Origin of the sequence: Alkalihalobacillus sp. R86527 (assembly GCF_042466185.1) — a bacterium.
GTDB lineage: Bacteria > Bacillota > Bacilli > Bacillales > Guptibacillaceae > Guptibacillus.
In genome coordinates this window covers 2,375,072-2,391,480 of sequence record NZ_JAXHBW010000001.1, presented here as the reverse complement: position 1 = coordinate 2,391,480, position 16,409 = coordinate 2,375,072, and the positions used below count along the sequence as shown (strand labels likewise).

Genomic DNA, 16,409 nt, shown 5'->3' with positions numbered 1-16,409 from the left:
TGAGTGAAAGAGGGGGGTCCCCTCTTCCACTTTTACCAATTGTTATTTTTTTCGTAACCTAATTGGATAATAAGGTCTCCTCCAACCGCTTTAAAAGCATCTTTTACCTCTTTATCAAACTCTTGCTTCCAATTTCCTGCCTGACCTTTTCGAAACGTAATCGACTTTTTCGTATCTACATTTGCCTGCATTTGTTTTACACGTGTTTTTATTGCCCTTGGATTCGATTCCAGCTGAAAAAAGTTTACTATTTTCTCTAACTGCTGTTGCTGTGATTCCTCTGACTCCACTAGGGATTCATAGGAAACGGGTAGAACATTGGATTCATTCTTCCAACCGAGGAACTTGGTGTACCAAGCTGCTATATTTGGCCTTCTGATTGTATCTGAATCGATTCCATTAATGAATAGCAGACATCTGTCTTTGATTGAAAGATTGTTTTCTAAGAAATACCGACGATAAGGGTGGTCTGGGAATCTCATGAAGAAGTAGCAATACGAGACAATGATGTCTCTCGGATCTCGGTATAAGAAGAGTTGTTTCAGCTGTAATTCTTTAAAAAGCGCTACATACTCCTTGGAGTGGAAGAGGTGGCCATTAGCAAATGAATTTTGTGTTAATGAGGATAACGTCTTTTTATGATCTTGTAGCTGATCTAAATGTCCGGGATAGATGAAAGCTCTGTGGTTAAGTGAGGGGTGACCTTCCAAGAGTTGTTTCATTAAATGCGTTCCGCTCTTAGCAATTGAGTTTGCAAAAAAAGGTTTAATCTTGCTGTTCGTCAACGTAAAAATCCTCTCTGCATGGTTTCTAGGAGTCTCTTATTATTACTTTATGCGTTTGTAATGAGTTGGTCTCACTAATAAGCGGTTCATACATAGTGTTTTGCACAAATTGCTTGAGATAGAGGAATGTCCAATACAAAATGTCACTCATTGCATATTTTATTAAGAATAAGAACATCCAGGGGGGAGACCGGTGGAAAAGGTTTCGATCATCATTCCGTTTTACAATTGCGCTTACGTTGGTGAGGCTATTCAAAGTGCTCTAAATCAAACCTATCAAAATATTGAAATCATTGTTGTAAACGATGGGTCTACTAAACACAAAGAAAAAGTTACTCCATACTTACAATCGATCACTTATATAGAAAAAGAAAATGGAGGAACGGCGACCGCTTTGAACGCAGGAATCAAAAGAGCCACAGGCACATACTTCTGTTGGTTAAGCTCAGATGATAGTTATGAAACTGATAAAGTTCAGAAACAAATGGCGTTCATGAAACAAACAGGTGCGGCTATCAGCTATTCATCTTACGTTCTCATGAATCATAATAGTACAGTCGTGAGTGATCAGATCGGGGTTCATTTCCAAAATCGGCTATTGTTTTACCGAAAGATTAAAGTCAATTGTCCGATTAATGGATGCACCATCATGATGAAAATGTCTCTGTTTAGCGAGCTAGGACAATTCGATGAATCGCTTCCCTTCACGCATGATTATGATTTGTGGTTAAGAATCGTGCAAAAGCATGATTTCTATTTTCTAAATCAACCTCTCGTACGCTATCGGGTCCATGAGGAAATGGGAACGAAAAAAAATGAGGCTGCAATTAGAAAAGAAATCCAAATCGTTCGACGGAGACACCTTCGTAATATGAACCGCAAAATTATTAATGAAATTAAATCAAATAGGCGCCGGTAGAAAGGCGTCTTGCAAAAAAAGATAGAACAGGAGAGTGGGGAAGTTGTCATCATGACCATGTATGGATTCATCACGGTTAGCATCATTATTATTATGTTTATCGTATTGATGCGCGAGTGGGTAAGAGCACATGTAGCATTTATCTCAGCCGTCATCATCCTTCTCCTAATTGGCGTAATTTCTCCATTAGAGGCCTTATCAGGATTCCTTAATCAGAGCGTGATAACGGTAGGTGCATTATTTGTAGTTATTACGGCCATTCAGAGGACTAGCATTATAACTTATATTACAAGTAAGATTTCTAGATCAACGAATAAAGGATCAAATAACAATATGAAGCTTATGGCAATTGTATCAGCCATGTCTGGTTTCCTGAACAATATCCCACTTGTTCTTCTACTCGGACCAATTGTAAGGAAATGGGCGATTGCAAATAAGTTTTATCCATCGAAATACTTAATTCCCGTATCTTATGCTGCTATCTTAGGCGGGATGTGTACATTGATTGGAACGTCAACAAATCTTTTGGTTCATTCTATGCTCGTGCAGAATGGTTATAGCGGATTTACTATGTTTGAACTTGCGCTTGTAGGTGTACCAAGCACGATTGCAGTTATCATTTATATGAGTGTGTATGGCTATAAAGTTTTACCTGAAATTCCATATGAAGAGATCGATTCTCCTCCTCGGCCAATTGAGAAATTAACTGTTTCAAAAAGAGAATCCTTTATATACTTTTCATTTTTCATTATGTTGTTATGTGTTAGTTTGCAATGGATTTCAATGGCGAACGGAGCTCTTATTACGTGCCTCATCTTTCTCTTACTCAGAGTTGTCTCGGTCAAGGAAGCTTTCCGCTCAATACCATGGTCACTGCTTGCTATCATCGGCTCTGCTCTTGGAATCGCTGTAGCACTTGAGCAATCAGGTGCAGCTCATATGATGACAAATACGTTTATCCTGCCTTTAAGTGAATTCGGTCCTTTCCCTCTTCTAATCGCAATTTATATCGTAGCCTCTGTCATTACGGAATTGATTACAAACAACGCAGCAGCAGCCCTCGTCTTTCCTATCGCGCTGTATATGACGGAACAACTAGGATTCAACGTTGAGCCGTACGCGATTGCAATCGCCATTGCCGCATCAGCGAGCTTCTTAACCCCTTTCGGTTATCAAACGAATTTAATCGTATACGAAGCAGGCCAGTATCGGTTTTTCGACTTTGTGAGAGCAGGGTTACCAGTAAAGCTCATCGTCATGTGTACAACACTGTACTTGATCCCGATCTTCTGGCCGCTCATATAAAAGCCACCTCCCAAAATATTGGTAGGTGGCTTTTATTAGCTATTTATTCGGTTTCCATGTTACTTTCCCACACGATTTACAGCCAGATTTCTTTGGTGCTGAAGGGTGAGCTTTTCCGCGAGGGCGGCGTTTTGCTTTATTATATAAATCCTGTATATCTTTCTTTAACATAGTAATCCTCCTATTAAAACGCGATCGATGTTTTGATCTAGTTTATTCAAAATAGAAGGACTGGGTATAGGCATTTAACGCTTTTTTTGAAAGGGATTTATAATGGAGCGCCGATTTTCCCTGTTCTGGAATTTAAATGGATTAAAAGTTTGTGTATGCTGATTCGTTTTTGAGTTTTTAAATGGTTCGATCTGATGGCTTAAAACGGGTTGTTCCTGAAGGAGACCCTTCTTTTTCTGATTCTTAGCCGGAGCAGGTTTCGTTTGATTAGAGGAAGAAAGTTCTGGTGGCAGATCCGGCCAGTCAGATTCTGACTCCTGTAACTGAAACTGTGCAAAAGACTTGTTAATAGGAAGAAGGACTTTTTTTACGATCGTTTGATATTCTTGAAAGCTTACATTTGAGGTAGGTTGTAGTTCTTCTCTATGAAACGATTGAATGATCGCATAGCTTAGCCATTCAGCTACGTTATGCGATACATAAGATTGAAACCGAAATGCTAATGAGTAGCTTACGGTAGGCAGCCAGAATCGTTTGTGGAGTTGGTCTTGAACGTGAGTCGTCATCATTTGGAGTGGTTTAAGGTAGTAGTTCATATTGTTGACTCTTAGTGTGATCGGATGAGGACCACCGTCTTGGTTCTCAACGGAGATAGTTAAATCACACACCTCGTTCGTATTTCGTTTTAGAAGCACCCCAGTATGAGTAAGGTTCCTCTTCAGTGTTTGAAATAAATCATCCTTCGCCCCAATGATGTTAACCACCATACGCTCAAATGCACCTGATACTATTCTTGAAGTTGGATCTACCGAAAGTCCAAAGTACGGCAAGAGAGTCTTAAGGTGCCTGCTTTCTTCTTTTGTTAGTGTCGCGATCGCTCTCTCTTCCCAATAGAGTTGTTCCATATGAATACACTCCTTCTACGGATTTGGATTCAAAGCTTACGTTCAAGATTGCCAGTGAAAAGAAATTTGGGCAGCCTTTACTGTTGCATTTCTCTCCTAATTCCATAATATGTAGTGAATCAACCTATAATGTGAAGAAAGGAATGAACTATATGGGTCACAAGCCTAATCCGAACCGATCCATTCCAACTGCAACAAACAGTTTGCAAGATGAATGTATTCGCGTTCAAAAAGTTTACGACTGGGTAACGGACCAACTGATGGTGTCAAAGAATATTGAATTCTCTGACGATCAGTTAGAACAGATAGAGTGTGCAATGGAAGATCCTAGTCGACGTCCACTTAGGATCGTTGCACAAACACCCGAGGCGCCACCATTATTTCCGCTATCTGATAGCGACCACTGTGAGGAGTTTCTTTGCGAACAGGTTGGAGAGAAACGAGATGTGAACGTCGTATTACCTGGTGGAGGTTATGCTGATGCTCAGCTCGTCGATTTACTCTTCACTTCCGACGTGAAAGTAAAGGTCGTTGACCGTCATGGTCAGACTGTTACAGAAGTTAACTGTAACGCTTCTGTATTAGAATCTTTCGTTCTATGTTATCCGGACGGAACAGACCTTTACTGCAGAATCACAAAAATCATTGCTCGCATTCCATCTGGAACAATTTTGTTGAATTGTCCTGTACCTCAATCATTTGATCTAGAAGTCATTTTCTGTGTAGATATTCAAGTTGAAGCAGAAGTTAAGCTTGAAGTACTTGCTAAATTCTGCTCACCACGAGATAACGACTTAATTGCTCCTGAGGATGTTGACGAATGGTGTCCACCAGTAACGTTCCCTGAGCAGTGTCCAGATATTTTCCCAAGACCAAGCTGCGACTGTACTGTAGCAGGTGAAGCTAGCGGATCAACGGGTAACCCAGAATATGAAGGAAACATCTCAATGAAGCTGAATATTTGCCCTGATTGCAGTATGACAGGAAGCAATATGTCATTTACATTCAATGATTCAAACATGGAAGATGGTACGATGGACTTTTCATTTACAGCAGAGTCATTTGATCAAGATTCCCTAGTTTGCGTACCATGTGGGGATGATGGTGTGAAATTCATGATCAACGGTTCAGGAAGAATGAAGAATGGTATCAGATGTGAGTTCAAGCTAGCTGTTGTCGATACAGAAGAAGGAAACGATTTCGAAGTACACTTGTACGACCGTAGAGGCGACACTGTATTCAACTCTGGTGTAGTTGAAGCAGAAACTGGCGCTTTAACAATCGACAACTGTATTAATTTCGATGACATAAAGTACAAGAAGCATCACTAAGATAGAACAATAAGAAGGGTGAGAGAGATCTCGCCCTTTTTGTTATGAACAGGGGTCATAAGTTCATACATATAATAGGGAGGGGAGGGAGCTAAGTGAAACAGGATGAAAAGTTAAGCTACTCTAGATTGATTACCAGAACAAAATACTTTCAAGAAAAATCACTAGAGCTTGAAAAGGAACTGATATTTGTAAGAGATCATCTCCAGTTGGTCGAAACGAAAATGGAGGAATTACAATACGAAAATGATGCGAAAGGAGAGTCTTTTGAAGCAGCGCAAGGAAGGATGCAAGAATTAGAGAAAGAATTAAATGATGCACATCAAAAAATCAAGACGTTAGATGAGGAACGTACTCGTCTAACAGTTGACCTTGAAAAAGCCCAAAAGGAGATCGGCGTTAAACAGAAGACTTCCAACGATCTAAAGGTGAAGCTTGAAGCTCTCGAAAAGAAATACCAGGGAGCAGTTTCAGAAGGGCGAATCAAAAATTACGAACAGCTTCTCACAACAATGCAAAATGACATAAATGAAAAGGAAGTACAAATTCAACAGTTCAAAACGAAGGTGAAAGATTACGAAAGACGAATGAAATATCGAACAGAGGGCAATGAGGTAAATAATACACAATCGACCGAAACCATTGAGAAACTCAAATCGTTAGCGTATTTCAACTACTCCATCATCGTACAAGATAAGAAATCGTTCATTGTTAGAGGAGACCTTCAGATCGCGAACAGTGGAAGTATGACGTTGAAGAATCCTGTTGTGTGTTTCCGTTTTCGTCCTGCTGAGACAGCAATTATCAAGGGTCAAATCCTAACTGTTGAGCAAGCGGAGACGAGAGGGGCAACGAGCGGAACACAATGGACGTTCATGGACAGCGACTGGATGTCGAAAGCGAGAGATCGAGGTGAGATATGGGTCTCGCCGCTTGGCGATGTGTCGATTCAACCTGGAGGTCAAATCGGAATCGATAATTTTCAAATTCCGTTCAAATCCGAGATACATGAACCGTTTGTCGTGGAAGGATTCATTTATTTTTATGAACAAGATTACAAAATCAAAACATCGAATCAAATCGCCATCAGTTATTAAAGCGATCGAGTTTTCGCCCACTCTCACTATCTCGTTGTTGCATACGATAGCAGTGTATAGCGATATCGAGTAGAAGAGGGGGCAAGTTATGTCTAAGAAAAAAAGAAAGCCACAAGTGATTCATGTGAAACAAGTAATCATTAAAGCTGATGAGGTCATCATTGAAGATCATGGCAAGAAGCATAAAGACCATGATTCGGATAGAAGAGATCCATGGGGATTCTTCGGAAGTGAACCATCTAAGGATCAAGTAGACAACGATGATCGTGAGGATAAGGAAAAGCAGCATGACGATTCTGAAGAGAATCGTGATGATTCACAAGGAGGCTTTTCATGGTTTTAAGAGCAGATCATCATCTGCTCTTTTCTTATGCATCGCTATCTATTATCCATCGGATGGAGGAAAACACCTTCATCCTGTTTCCATTCAAGTATGAGGACTTCTTCAGGATGGTCGATATGATGCTCCTTAAGCACCTTATGAAGCCATACATCATTAAAACCTGCTTCTTTTAAATTACCCCAATCTACTTTGCCATCAGAAATAATGGTAGTTGAAAGTTGTTCTTTAAATGGCCGAAGGTTAAAATCTTCTCTAGTGGGTTGTGAATACTCTGATTTCTGAAGGACGCTTATGCTCCCGTTCGTTTCAAGAATCGCGAATTCTATTTCTCGTAGTGAAAATACTCCTTTTTGTCTAATGAGATTTTGTAGCTGATCAAGGTCTAATTTATTTTTCTTTAGGTTGGCACGATTGATTTTGCCGTGATGGATGACGATTGAGGGGCTACCTTCTAAGAGCTTTCTCGTTCCTCTGAATTTTTGAGTGATCCATTCGATAACGTATATGAGCATCCCCCATAGAACGACAGTATAAATGATTGTGATGTAAGTAATGTCTTTATCATAAATCGCGTTACCAACTAATTCTCCAAGGACGAGGGAGGAAATAAAGTCAAATGGTGTGATCTGAGTAATTTGTGTCTTACCAAGCATTTTTGTTAGTACGAGCAGTGCGAGAAATCCAACGATCAGCTCAATGAAAATTGACCCATATTCCATTTCTTCATTTACCTCCATTCACGTGACATCCTTCTTATCATGTGCGATTGGCTATCAAAATACCCTTCACGACGGATTCTATCTAGAAAAATGCGCAAAAAAAAGACACTGGTCAAAGACCTGTGTCAAAGTGTTTTGATCATTGTTACGTGAGGAATTCCAGCATCCATAAATTCTTCTGATGTAATGTCATATCCTAAAGATTTATAAAAATCGATTGCTGAAACTTGCGAGTTAAGCTTTAATCCGCCTATTTCTTTCTTGCTCACTTGTTTTTCGATTTCATTCATTAAGAGTCTACCGATTCCTGATCCACGGCGTTCCTTAAGAACGCAAATTCGCTCAACTTTAGCAAAGGCTTCGACCATTCTATATCGGCCTGCTGCTATAGGTGTATGGTGATCATATGCTACGAAATGAATCGCTTCGTCCTCATGTTGATCGATCTCGAGGTCTTCAGGAACCTGTTGCTCTTGGACGAAGACCCGATGTCTTACTTTTAACGCATCTTCCATTTCGTTCTGTGTTTCAACTGCTTTAATCAACATTAGCGGACTTTACCAAGGTGGAATGTTTCAAAAACAGTCCACGAGCCATTCTCAAGTTGATAGAGAAGTTGAAAGCGGTCGATCATTTCTTCTGCATCGACATCCATCATACGAAGACTGCCGTATACGTCTGAATGTTCATCGTCAGATAGCTTTTGAGCGATGGTAATATGAGGAACGAATTTGTAGTCACGGTCAGTCCTTACTTCCTCAGGGTTAAGCTGACGATATAAATCATTTAGTACTTCATTTTCTTTCACCTTCATATAGATCACGTTATTCACTGGATGAAACGATCCAATTTTATAAACGTTCATCGTAAAAGGTTTTGATTCGTCAGAAATTCTGTGAAGCTCAGGTGTAATCTCCTTGATTTCTTCCTCAGTCGCATCAAATGCCTCTCTGATCGTCAGATGTGGCGGGATAAGAGCGTAGTGTGGATCGTAACGTTTTCTGTAGGAGTTAGCGATGTCTTGTAGTTTCTTTGACGGGAATATTGCAATGCCGTATTTCATGTTATAATCCCTCCCATTAAATTTACTCCATTGGCTTACATGGACGTGACTTATTCATTTCCACTCTTAATTATACCAAAAATTCAAAAATAAGAAATGGTAATATGCTTTATAGCTTAAACATATGAAGAAGAGCTCTCTTCATGTCTGGTTGCCAGTGTTTCCAAAGGTGTCCACCTTCGAATTCATCATAAAAATAATCGAAGTCTCTTTCTTTGATAATGTTGCTTAAATCTCTGTTTGGGTTAATGAAGTTCTTTGTTTGACCATCTGTTGTAGGTACTTCTGTTTCTTCGGTACCAATAACATGGTAGATCGAAAGAAGTTCAGGTTCTTTGAAACTCTGTACTTTCTCCTTCAAGTCATCATCTACATATGGAGAGTGCAGAATGGCTTTTCCAAACGTTCTCGGATACTCAAGGCCTGCACGAAGCGCAACCGTAGCAGCGAGTGAGTCTCCAATTAACGCACGACCATAACCTAAATGGAACGTTGCGTATTCTTCATCGAGAAATGGAACGAGTTCATTAACGAGAAAGCGTAAATAAGCCTCGCTTTGTTCTCCCTCGGGATGGTATTTCCTTCTTCTGTCTTCGACGCTTTTGTAAGGAATTCCTACAATGATCAACTCTTCGATCTCGTCGTTTTCAATTAGTTCATCAGCCGTACGTCCTAGACGTCCTAGCTTGAAGTAATCGCTACCATCATTCGCAATTAAAAACGAATATTTATAAAGCGGAGAATAATTGTATGGCAAATAAATTTGAAGTGGAATCTCTTCTTGCAAATATTCGCTATAAAGTGAAGTGTCCTGGTATGTGCCTCTATTCATTTCAAAGCCTCCTGTGTAGTTGGGAAAGTTCGTTTAGTTGACATTCCAATTTTTCAAAGTGATATAATGATTCTAACATACTTGCTTTTTGGGGTCATAGAGAGGAGAACTAACATGAAGAAAAGGATACATAGTCGAGAAGTAGAAGCGGCAACAAGAGCATTAATAAAAGAACGTGGTGTAACGATTCAGGACATTGCTGATATTGTTTTTCAGATGCAATCTCCTTATGTCGATGATCTATCGATGGAGGATTGTACAGAAAGTGTAGAGGCCGTTCTCACGAAACGTGAAATCCAGCATGCTGTTCTAGTTGGAATCGAGCTCGATAAGCTAGCTGAACAGGGTAAGCTTTCAGAGCCATTACAGTCAATTGTTGAAATGGATGAAGGATTGTTTGGAGTAGACGAAACGATTGCACTTGGAGCCGTATTTGGTTACGGAAGCATAGCTGTTACAACGTATGGTCATCTCGATAAACAAAAGATTGGGATCATCGAGAAGCTTGATACGAAATCCGGAAATGGCGTTCATACGTTTCTAGATGATCTCATTGCGAGCATCGCATCGAATGCATCAAGTCGTTTGGCTCATAGACTGCGTGACCGTGAAGAAGCATTAGATGAAGAAGAACGTGAGAAAAGAGATAAAGAGGAACGAATCGGTTAATAAGGTAGGAGTCTCATGTGGCATGAGACTCCTAAACACTTTCCGCGGAAAGTATTGACAGTTCTTTAATCATTCATGTATATTATTAAATGTTCCATTACGAATTGATCCGTTAGCTCAGCGGGAGAGCACTTGCTTGACAGGCAAGGGGTCACTGGTTCAAATCCAGTACGGATCACCATACATAAACGACCAAGCGCGACCTTACAAAGGTCGCGCTTTTTTCCTCTAAAATTCTGGCAGGTGGTCAAAGTTGTTTTCCTTTATACCATCAGGCTCGCTTCTTATAATGTCTCGTCCATACTTTTGAAAGATATCGACGCCACTTAACTTTCCGTTTTTAGCTGCTTCTAATGCTTGGAGATAGTCTAATTCTTCACCAGTGTTTGTCTTAAAGGCAATAAGGTCACCGTCTTCATTTTTCCTTACTGCTGAAATATATGTCTCAGGGTGCGAACTTTCATTTAACCGTTCTTGCCGATAAATTTCATATGCTTTTTCATAACGATCCATTTTCGCATGCTCCTTTCTAATCAATGATCTTGAGTAATGGTTTTGTATCGATCTTCCACTTACTCGTGAGAGGATCTCTTTTTGCTTCGAGCGATTGAACGGTTGTGATGGTTCCAGCTTCTGAAATGTAGATCTCTAGTTTCGTTTGGATATGACGAACAAACGGGTTTTTCTCATCTTTTTCTGAGGATTGTATTTTCCAATTAGTCACGTACATCTTAGAAAGTTTATTCATGCTTTTTTGTGAGTCATTTGTAACTACTTTTTCTAACATCGTTTGATCCGTATTGTTTATTGCAATCATCACAACATCTACGATTTCTTCAGGCGTTTTCTTTCCTAAATAATCATCAATTTTACCTGCAGCTTTTAATACCATGAGATGGTGCGCGGGGTCAGGTTCAGATGAGCGGTGAGTTGAACTATTTAAGAAGTGTAAGCAAAAATGACCGTTAAACCCGTTCTGCAATGCTCCCGCACCATGAGGCATCCCGTTCATCGAGGCAGCGATAAACTGTCCATCGATGGAAACGATGACTGCCCGACGTTTCCAGCTCCATTTTCGATAAATCGACTTCATGATTTTCGTATCTTTATTCGTTAATGGTTGTACATCCGCATGATCACTTCCTGCTCTGCGCTGTACGTTAAATGACTTACTTGTCTCCACATCTCTAATTGAAAAGATGGCATCTCTAGGAATGATTTTCTCTACTTCTTTCCAGGAGATGAGCTGCACTTTATGATCGATGGGAGGGGTCGCGTGTGTGTGTGCACTTGTCTCTAAAGGATAGAGGCAACAGAAAATAACCATTATCTTAATAAGGAACTTCATCTTCATACCCCTTGTTTAACTAGAATCTCCATTATTTTGCACATTGCTTGATGGAGTATTCCTATAAATATAGGACTCCTACTGTCAGCATGCTATAATTGTTGCAAAGATACTAAAAAGGAGAACGCTTATGAACCGATGGGAAAATGATTTGTTTTTTTTAAATACAGAAAAAAACTCGTTTCAAAAAGAAAGCGATCTTCGTCATGAGTTAGTTGAAAAAAGCAAAAAACTTTTTCATATTTTTAGTTCTTCAAAAGATGGAATCACGTTATTTGATCAAAACAATGACTTGGTAGAAATAAATCAAGCTTGCTGTGACATATTTGAGATAACGAAAGAAGAGATTCTTCACAAGAAAATAGGTCATCATATCCAACCTGAGGCTAGAGAACAGTTTGAAGAAATGATGAGCCAACGTAAAGAAGTTGGATATGTGCGAGGACAGCTTCCAATTCAATTAGCAAATGGTAAGCAAAAGGTTATTGAGTTATCGATTACTTCGAATGCATACAAAGATTTAAATTTATCGATTATTAGGGACATTACCTCTGAACGTGCATTACTTGAAGAATTAATGGAAAACAAAGAAAAATTCAATAGCATTTTTGAACATGCTTTAGACGGCATATTGATTTGGAATAATGAGCGGATGATTGTTGACGCGAACCCAGCTGCATGTCAATTATTTAACTTAACGTCAGAAGAAATAAAAACCTATAATCTATTCGATTTTCTAGAAGGCAACAGTGTTTCGACAGGAAAATTGTTTCAGAACCAGCTGGAAGAAAAGGGAGAAATTAGAGCTGATTTAGAGTTTACGATGGCAGGTGGAGAGAAGAAGTTCTTGGAATTTACTTCAAAGAAGAGTATACATGGCGATCTCTACATGACCATCTACAGAGATATTACAGAAACAAAAGCAATGATTGCTGAAATAAAAGAAAGCGAAGAACGCTTTCGAAAGCTCTTCGAAGGAGCGTTAGATGGAATCGCGATCGTTCATGAGAACGGATTAATTAAAGATGTTAATCACGCTTTTGTTAAGATGGTGAATTATGATAAGGAATACTTGGTTGGCACTCACTATAACGCCATTAAAGGCGGTTGTGACATCACCTGGGATCTTCATTCACCTAATGGGAGAAGTGGAGAAGGAAAGCGTAGAAATCTAGAAACTGGAAGTGTGCATACGTATAGCTTTACGTTGAGTTATAACATTTATCCGAATCATCATCTAGTGATTGTTCGCGATGTTTCAAAAATTAAAGAATCCGAAGAGATTGCAAGAAAGACAGAGACAAGTAATGTATTGTCTGAGCTTGCGGCAGGTGTTGCACATGAAATTCGAAACCCACTTTCATCGATAAAGGCTTTTTTGCAGCTATTGAAAGGGAATGATTCCGTGAATCAAGACCTTCTTGAGGTGGTTGGAACTGAAATGAAAGAAGTTGAAGAATTCGTTAATGAGTTTCTTCTACTCTCTAAGCGTGAAGTGGTTTCGTATGATCAGGTGAATTTAACAGAGCTACTTACCCATATTACTTCAAGCCTTTCAGATAAAGCAGCCGAACACAACGTTGACATCATTACGAAAAGCGATACAGATGTGAACTGTATATGTATCCGTTCTCACATTAGACAAGCGTTATTTAACATTATTGAAAATGGGATAGAATCTATGCTAGATGGAGGAACATTGGCGATTTCCATCACGGTCAATGACGAGAAGACGACCATGATAGAAGTTGCTGATGAAGGGTCGGGGATCCCTCATCAAATCATTCACAAGTTGGGTGAACCCTATTACCATACATCTGATAAAGGAACAGGGCTTGGTTTGATGGTGAGTTATAAGGTGATTGAAGAGCACGGTGGATCGATTACCGTAACGAGTAAAGATAACATTGGGACACGATTTATTATTGGATTACCATTAGACTGTAACCGTTCAGCCATAGAAATACAGCGAAGTAACGCGAGAGGGTCGGAAGAAGGTGAGAAAAAATGATTGAAGCAGAAAATATTCATCACGTTAGTTTGTCAGTAACTAATTTGGCTAATGCAAAAGCGTTCTACAGCAACATCATCTGCCTTAAAGAAATTGAGCGTCCTGATTTTGGTTTTAAAGGAGCATGGTATCAAGTTGGAAACCAACAGCTTCATCTAATCGAATACCCTTCATCAAGTTCTCTTAGAAATACGAGCGAATTAGATTCAAAAGTAGGCCACTTTGCAATTCGTGTTAAGGATTATGATGAATGCGTGAAATGGTTATCAAAAAAAGAGGTAGAGTTCTATGAGAATCGAACGAGTAGAAGTGGATTCGCACAAATATTTGTAGCAGATCCTGATGGGAACTTGGTCGAATTAAATACGGAGCAATAGAAGAGAGCCCTTCCTAAGAATGGAGCAAATATCTGCTTCCGCTCATAGGAGGGCTCTTTTTTATTTCTTTATTTGTTTTGAAATTCGTTATGCTCTCGTTGAGGATTAGCGGCTTTTTGGGCCTCTTTTACAACTTTTTTTGCTTCTTCAGCACGGCGTTGTTCTTCTTTGGCTTTTTCTTCGATCTGTCTTATTTCTTCATTCGAACGATCCAAAATGGATTTCCTCCTCTATAAATACCTTTCCCGTACCATACCCTACATTTCAGTAAGAATCAAGCAATTTACAGCCTTTTCTGACATTTTACCTACAGGACAAGCATAACGTAGATAACAGGAGAGGGGATGATTAGATGGTTGAAGTAATGCTCGGATTAATCGCAATGTTTTTAGGGTTAGGGTTATTTATGGCCGTTATTTGGAGGGGTATCATTGTAGACTCAGCAAAACATGACCTTGAGTTTTTGTGGGAGAACTATACAGAGATTATAGAAAAAGAGAAAGCCTTATAGGCGTAACTGACATTTTTTAAATACACCGTGAGATGAAGCGAAAATCATTTGTGAAATACTGGTACACATAACCCGCATTGCGGGTTTTTATTTTGAGTGGAAACGGTCTGATAGGAGGAAGCTGGTTTTTGATAATCTCGTTTTGGGTAATTTAGTATAGAAATGAGGTGAGTACATTGGGATTAAGAAGAAGAATCAAACGACCGCGTATAAAAAATAGAACACAGAAAAGAGGAATGCCGCCTGGCTCTCTTGTTTACGTAGGTGATGAACATAAAGAAGAAGTGACGATATCTACAATTGAATTTAATGAACATGAAGTGGAAGAAAAGCAAAATGCTTCACTGGACGACCTTAAACCTATGATCGAATCTGAGAAGATTACTTGGATCAATGTGAACGGTGTACATAATGTAAAGGTTGTTGATGCCATTAGCAAGATGGTCGGTCTTCATCCGTTAACAACAGAAGATATTTTAAATACGGAACATCGGCCAAAGATTGATTTCTTCGAAAATCATCTACTTGCTATTGTGAAGATGATTAACCTAGAACATGATGATAGTGAACTTGATATCGAACAAGTTAGCTTCATTTTGTTGAACAATACTGTTGTTACGTTTCAGGAAAAGAAAGGCGATTTATTTGATCCAGTTAGATTGATGTTAAAAGAAGACAAAGGAAAAATAAGAAAATCGGGTCCTGATTTTTTATTTTATTCATTGATGGATGTCATATTTGACCAATATTTGATCATTATGGATGATATGGACGATCGAATCGCTACATTAGAAGGAGATATTATGGAGGACCCTGATAATCATTCGTTACAAGATATTAATGAATATAAAAACACGATCTTGCAATTAAAGAAAACGGTTTGGCCAGTTCGAGAAGTTGTGAATAAACTCATCAATCGAAAAGTACCGTATATCAGTGAATCGATTTCATTCTATTTGCAGGATATTCATGATCACATTGTCCAAGCGAACGACATGGTCGAAACGTCCCGTGGACAGTTATATGGATTGTTAGACGTGTATTATTCCACACTTAGTATGAAGATGAACGAAATTATGAAAGTCCTGACAATTGTATCGACGATTTTTATTCCGTTAACGTTTATTGCTGGAATCTATGGAATGAACTTTGCGCACATGCCAGAGCTTAGCCTATCTTGGGGCTATCCGGCAGTTTGGATCGTCATGATTATTATTACCGGGATTATGGTGATGTACTTTAAAAAGAAAAATTGGTTTTAAGAGGTGGAAAATATGGAAGAAGTTGTTGTCATAACAGGAGCAGGGCATGGAATCGGGCGTGGTATCGCGATTACATATGCTGAAAAAGGAAGCTACGTCATTTTGGCAGATAAGAACGTAGAAAACTGTAAAGAGACGTTACGAATGATGAAGGGAGAAACAGGAGAAATAATTAAAACCGATGTAAGCGATCCTAATTCTATTGAAGCATTAATGGAACAAGTGGATCAATCTTACGGCAAGATCGATGTTTTAATCAATAATGCAGGTGTTGCCTCATTTAAACCAATGGATGAACTCAGCGTGAGCGAATGGGATACTGTTATAAATACGAATTTACGAAGTGTTTTTCTTTGTTCTCAGGCAGCTGCCAAAATTATGAGGAAGTACAGAAGAGGTTCAATTATTAATATGGCATCGACAAGAGCGTCTATGTCTGAATCAGGTAGTGAAGCATATGCTGCTAGTAAGGGAGGAATCGTTGCGCTTACGCATGCCCTGGCGATTTCTCTTTCAAAGGACCACATCACAGTAAATAGTATCAGCCCAGGCTGGATCGAAGTATCAGATTATGAAGGGCTTAGAAACGTAGATCATTTCCAGCATCCTTCCGGAAGAGTCGGGAAGCCATCAGATATTGCAAGAGCATGCCTATACTTATCGCACCCTGATAACGATTTTGTGACAGGCGAGAATCTTGTAATCGATGGTGGAATGACACGCAAAATGATTTATGAACACTAAAGCGTTTTCGGTTAATT

At 39.3% G+C, this 16,409-nt stretch carries 21 protein-coding genes and 1 tRNA gene; 12 read left to right on the top strand and 10 right to left on the bottom strand.

Annotated features, from left to right (window positions below; all coding sequences use genetic code 11):
• Positions 1–32: 32 nt before the first annotated feature.
• Positions 33–785, bottom strand: coding sequence for a sulfotransferase domain-containing protein (locus SJY16_RS12225; protein WP_377889526.1), 753 nt, complete (start codon positions 783–785; stop codon positions 33–35).
• A 193-nt stretch (positions 786–978) separates the two neighbouring features.
• Here SJY16_RS12225 and SJY16_RS12220 point away from each other — a divergent pair, with 193 nt between their 5' ends.
• Positions 979–1,704, top strand: coding sequence for a glycosyltransferase (locus tag SJY16_RS12220; protein ID WP_377889524.1), 726 nt, complete (start codon positions 979–981; stop codon positions 1,702–1,704).
• A 9-nt stretch (positions 1,705–1,713) separates the two neighbouring features.
• The gene (locus tag SJY16_RS12215) at positions 1,714–3,009 is read left to right on the top strand and encodes an SLC13 family permease (protein ID WP_377889522.1); all 1,296 of its coding nucleotides are present in this window, start codon (positions 1,714–1,716) and stop codon (positions 3,007–3,009) included.
• A 39-nt stretch (positions 3,010–3,048) separates the two neighbouring features.
• Here the strand turns inward: SJY16_RS12215 and SJY16_RS12210 are convergent, their stop codons facing one another.
• Entirely contained in the window at positions 3,049–3,180 is a 132-nt protein-coding gene (locus SJY16_RS12210; RefSeq protein WP_377889520.1) for a hypothetical protein, read from the bottom strand.
• A gap of 74 nt (positions 3,181–3,254) precedes the next feature.
• The gene (locus tag SJY16_RS12205) at positions 3,255–4,085 is read right to left on the bottom strand and encodes a hypothetical protein (protein ID WP_377889518.1); all 831 of its coding nucleotides are present in this window, start codon (positions 4,083–4,085) and stop codon (positions 3,255–3,257) included.
• A gap of 152 nt (positions 4,086–4,237) precedes the next feature.
• Here SJY16_RS12205 and SJY16_RS12200 point away from each other — a divergent pair, with 152 nt between their 5' ends.
• The 3 genes from SJY16_RS12200 (at position 4,238) to SJY16_RS12190 (ending at position 6,856) form a co-directional block, all read left to right on the top strand.
• The gene (locus SJY16_RS12200) at positions 4,238–5,416 is read left to right on the top strand and encodes a BMQ_0737 family morphogenetic spore coat protein (protein ID WP_377889517.1); all 1,179 of its coding nucleotides are present in this window, start codon (positions 4,238–4,240) and stop codon (positions 5,414–5,416) included.
• 95 nt (positions 5,417–5,511) lie between these two features.
• A complete protein-coding gene (locus tag SJY16_RS12195) occupies positions 5,512–6,513 on the top strand; it encodes a hypothetical protein (protein ID WP_377889516.1) in 1,002 nt (333 codons plus the stop codon).
• Between the two features lie 88 nt (positions 6,514–6,601).
• On the top strand, positions 6,602–6,856 hold the full coding sequence (locus SJY16_RS12190) for a hypothetical protein (protein ID WP_377889514.1): 255 nt from the start codon (positions 6,602–6,604) through the stop codon (positions 6,854–6,856).
• A 35-nt stretch (positions 6,857–6,891) separates the two neighbouring features.
• Here the strand turns inward: SJY16_RS12190 and SJY16_RS12185 are convergent, their stop codons facing one another.
• The 4 genes from SJY16_RS12185 to SJY16_RS12170 form a co-directional block, all read right to left on the bottom strand.
• Entirely contained in the window at positions 6,892–7,593 is a 702-nt protein-coding gene (locus SJY16_RS12185) for a DUF421 domain-containing protein (RefSeq protein ID WP_377889512.1), read from the bottom strand.
• Between the two features lie 107 nt (positions 7,594–7,700).
• On the bottom strand, positions 7,701–8,123 hold the full coding sequence (locus SJY16_RS12180) for a GNAT family N-acetyltransferase (RefSeq protein ID WP_377889510.1): 423 nt from the start codon (positions 8,121–8,123) through the stop codon (positions 7,701–7,703).
• Complete coding sequence (locus tag SJY16_RS12175; protein ID WP_377889508.1) at positions 8,123–8,638, bottom strand: YjcG family protein; 516 nt, start codon at positions 8,636–8,638, stop codon at positions 8,123–8,125. The genes SJY16_RS12180 and SJY16_RS12175 overlap by 1 nt, the downstream gene beginning before the upstream one ends.
• 109 nt (positions 8,639–8,747) lie before the next feature.
• The gene (locus SJY16_RS12170) at positions 8,748–9,470 is read right to left on the bottom strand and encodes an alpha/beta hydrolase (protein ID WP_377889506.1); all 723 of its coding nucleotides are present in this window, start codon (positions 9,468–9,470) and stop codon (positions 8,748–8,750) included.
• A gap of 114 nt (positions 9,471–9,584) precedes the next feature.
• Between SJY16_RS12170 and SJY16_RS12165 the strand changes: the two genes are divergently transcribed.
• Together SJY16_RS12165 and SJY16_RS12160 are read left to right on the top strand one after the other, a co-directional pair.
• Positions 9,585–10,139: a phosphatidylglycerophosphatase A family protein gene (locus SJY16_RS12165; RefSeq protein ID WP_377889504.1), complete on the top strand. Its 555-nt coding sequence runs from the start codon at positions 9,585–9,587 to the stop codon at positions 10,137–10,139.
• Between the two features lie 106 nt (positions 10,140–10,245).
• Positions 10,246–10,320, top strand: a tRNA-Val gene (locus SJY16_RS12160).
• Positions 10,321–10,367: 47 nt separating this feature from the next.
• Here SJY16_RS12160 and SJY16_RS12155 read toward each other — a convergent pair.
• Together SJY16_RS12155 and SJY16_RS12150 are read right to left on the bottom strand one after the other, a co-directional pair.
• Positions 10,368–10,652 (bottom strand): DUF3892 domain-containing protein, encoded by a 285-nt coding sequence (locus tag SJY16_RS12155; protein ID WP_377889503.1) that lies wholly within the window; start codon positions 10,650–10,652, stop codon positions 10,368–10,370.
• Between the two features lie 16 nt (positions 10,653–10,668).
• Complete coding sequence (locus tag SJY16_RS12150; protein WP_377889502.1) at positions 10,669–11,487, bottom strand: hypothetical protein; 819 nt, start codon at positions 11,485–11,487, stop codon at positions 10,669–10,671.
• A gap of 130 nt (positions 11,488–11,617) precedes the next feature.
• Between SJY16_RS12150 and SJY16_RS12145 the strand changes: the two genes are divergently transcribed.
• Together SJY16_RS12145 and SJY16_RS12140 are read left to right on the top strand one after the other, a co-directional pair.
• The gene (locus SJY16_RS12145) at positions 11,618–13,498 is read left to right on the top strand and encodes a PAS domain S-box protein (RefSeq protein WP_377889500.1); all 1,881 of its coding nucleotides are present in this window, start codon (positions 11,618–11,620) and stop codon (positions 13,496–13,498) included.
• Positions 13,495–13,875, top strand: coding sequence for a VOC family protein (locus SJY16_RS12140; RefSeq protein ID WP_377889499.1), 381 nt, complete (start codon positions 13,495–13,497; stop codon positions 13,873–13,875). The genes SJY16_RS12145 and SJY16_RS12140 overlap by 4 nt, the downstream gene beginning before the upstream one ends.
• Positions 13,876–13,943: 68 nt before the next feature.
• On the opposite strand, the gene SJY16_RS12135 is transcribed toward SJY16_RS12140, so the two are convergent.
• Positions 13,944–14,090 (bottom strand): hypothetical protein, encoded by a 147-nt coding sequence (locus SJY16_RS12135; RefSeq protein WP_377889497.1) that lies wholly within the window; start codon positions 14,088–14,090, stop codon positions 13,944–13,946.
• Positions 14,091–14,227: 137 nt separating this feature from the next.
• Between SJY16_RS12135 and SJY16_RS12130 the strand changes: the two genes are divergently transcribed.
• The 3 genes from SJY16_RS12130 to SJY16_RS12120 all read left to right on the top strand — a co-directional run bounded on the left by SJY16_RS12130 (position 14,228) and on the right by SJY16_RS12120 (position 16,392).
• Positions 14,228–14,386 (top strand): hypothetical protein, encoded by a 159-nt coding sequence (locus SJY16_RS12130; protein ID WP_377889495.1) that lies wholly within the window; start codon positions 14,228–14,230, stop codon positions 14,384–14,386.
• A 176-nt stretch (positions 14,387–14,562) separates the two neighbouring features.
• A complete protein-coding gene (corA, locus tag SJY16_RS12125) occupies positions 14,563–15,648 on the top strand; it encodes a magnesium/cobalt transporter CorA (RefSeq protein ID WP_377889494.1) in 1,086 nt (361 codons plus the stop codon).
• A 12-nt stretch (positions 15,649–15,660) separates the two neighbouring features.
• Positions 15,661–16,392, top strand: a complete 732-nt coding sequence (locus SJY16_RS12120; RefSeq protein WP_377889493.1) for an SDR family oxidoreductase — start codon at positions 15,661–15,663, stop codon at positions 16,390–16,392.
• Positions 16,393–16,409: the final 17 nt, after the last annotated feature.

Coding starts and splice junctions, on each gene's coding strand:
- SJY16_RS12180 (WP_377889510.1), bottom strand. CDS start 8,123: ATGTTGATTAAAGCAGTTGAAACACAGAACGAAATGGAAGATGCGTTA.
- SJY16_RS12175 (WP_377889508.1), bottom strand. CDS start 8,638: ATGAAATACGGCATTGCAATATTCCCGTCAAAGAAACTACAAGACATC.
- SJY16_RS12120 (WP_377889493.1), top strand. CDS start 15,661: ATGGAAGAAGTTGTTGTCATAACAGGAGCAGGGCATGGAATCGGGCGT.
- SJY16_RS12150 (WP_377889502.1), bottom strand. CDS start 11,487: ATGAAGTTCCTTATTAAGATAATGGTTATTTTCTGTTGCCTCTATCCT.
- SJY16_RS12140 (WP_377889499.1), top strand. CDS start 13,495: ATGATTGAAGCAGAAAATATTCATCACGTTAGTTTGTCAGTAACTAAT.
- SJY16_RS12145 (WP_377889500.1), top strand. CDS start 11,618: ATGAACCGATGGGAAAATGATTTGTTTTTTTTAAATACAGAAAAAAAC.
- SJY16_RS12190 (WP_377889514.1), top strand. CDS start 6,602: ATGTCTAAGAAAAAAAGAAAGCCACAAGTGATTCATGTGAAACAAGTA.
- SJY16_RS12200 (WP_377889517.1), top strand. CDS start 4,238: ATGGGTCACAAGCCTAATCCGAACCGATCCATTCCAACTGCAACAAAC.
- SJY16_RS12130 (WP_377889495.1), top strand. CDS start 14,228: ATGGTTGAAGTAATGCTCGGATTAATCGCAATGTTTTTAGGGTTAGGG.
- SJY16_RS12165 (WP_377889504.1), top strand. CDS start 9,585: ATGAAGAAAAGGATACATAGTCGAGAAGTAGAAGCGGCAACAAGAGCA.
- SJY16_RS12155 (WP_377889503.1), bottom strand. CDS start 10,652: ATGGATCGTTATGAAAAAGCATATGAAATTTATCGGCAAGAACGGTTA.
- SJY16_RS12170 (WP_377889506.1), bottom strand. CDS start 9,470: ATGAATAGAGGCACATACCAGGACACTTCACTTTATAGCGAATATTTG.
- SJY16_RS12210 (WP_377889520.1), bottom strand. CDS start 3,180: ATGTTAAAGAAAGATATACAGGATTTATATAATAAAGCAAAACGCCGC.
- SJY16_RS12185 (WP_377889512.1), bottom strand. CDS start 7,593: ATGGAGGTAAATGAAGAAATGGAATATGGGTCAATTTTCATTGAGCTG.
- SJY16_RS12205 (WP_377889518.1), bottom strand. CDS start 4,085: ATGGAACAACTCTATTGGGAAGAGAGAGCGATCGCGACACTAACAAAA.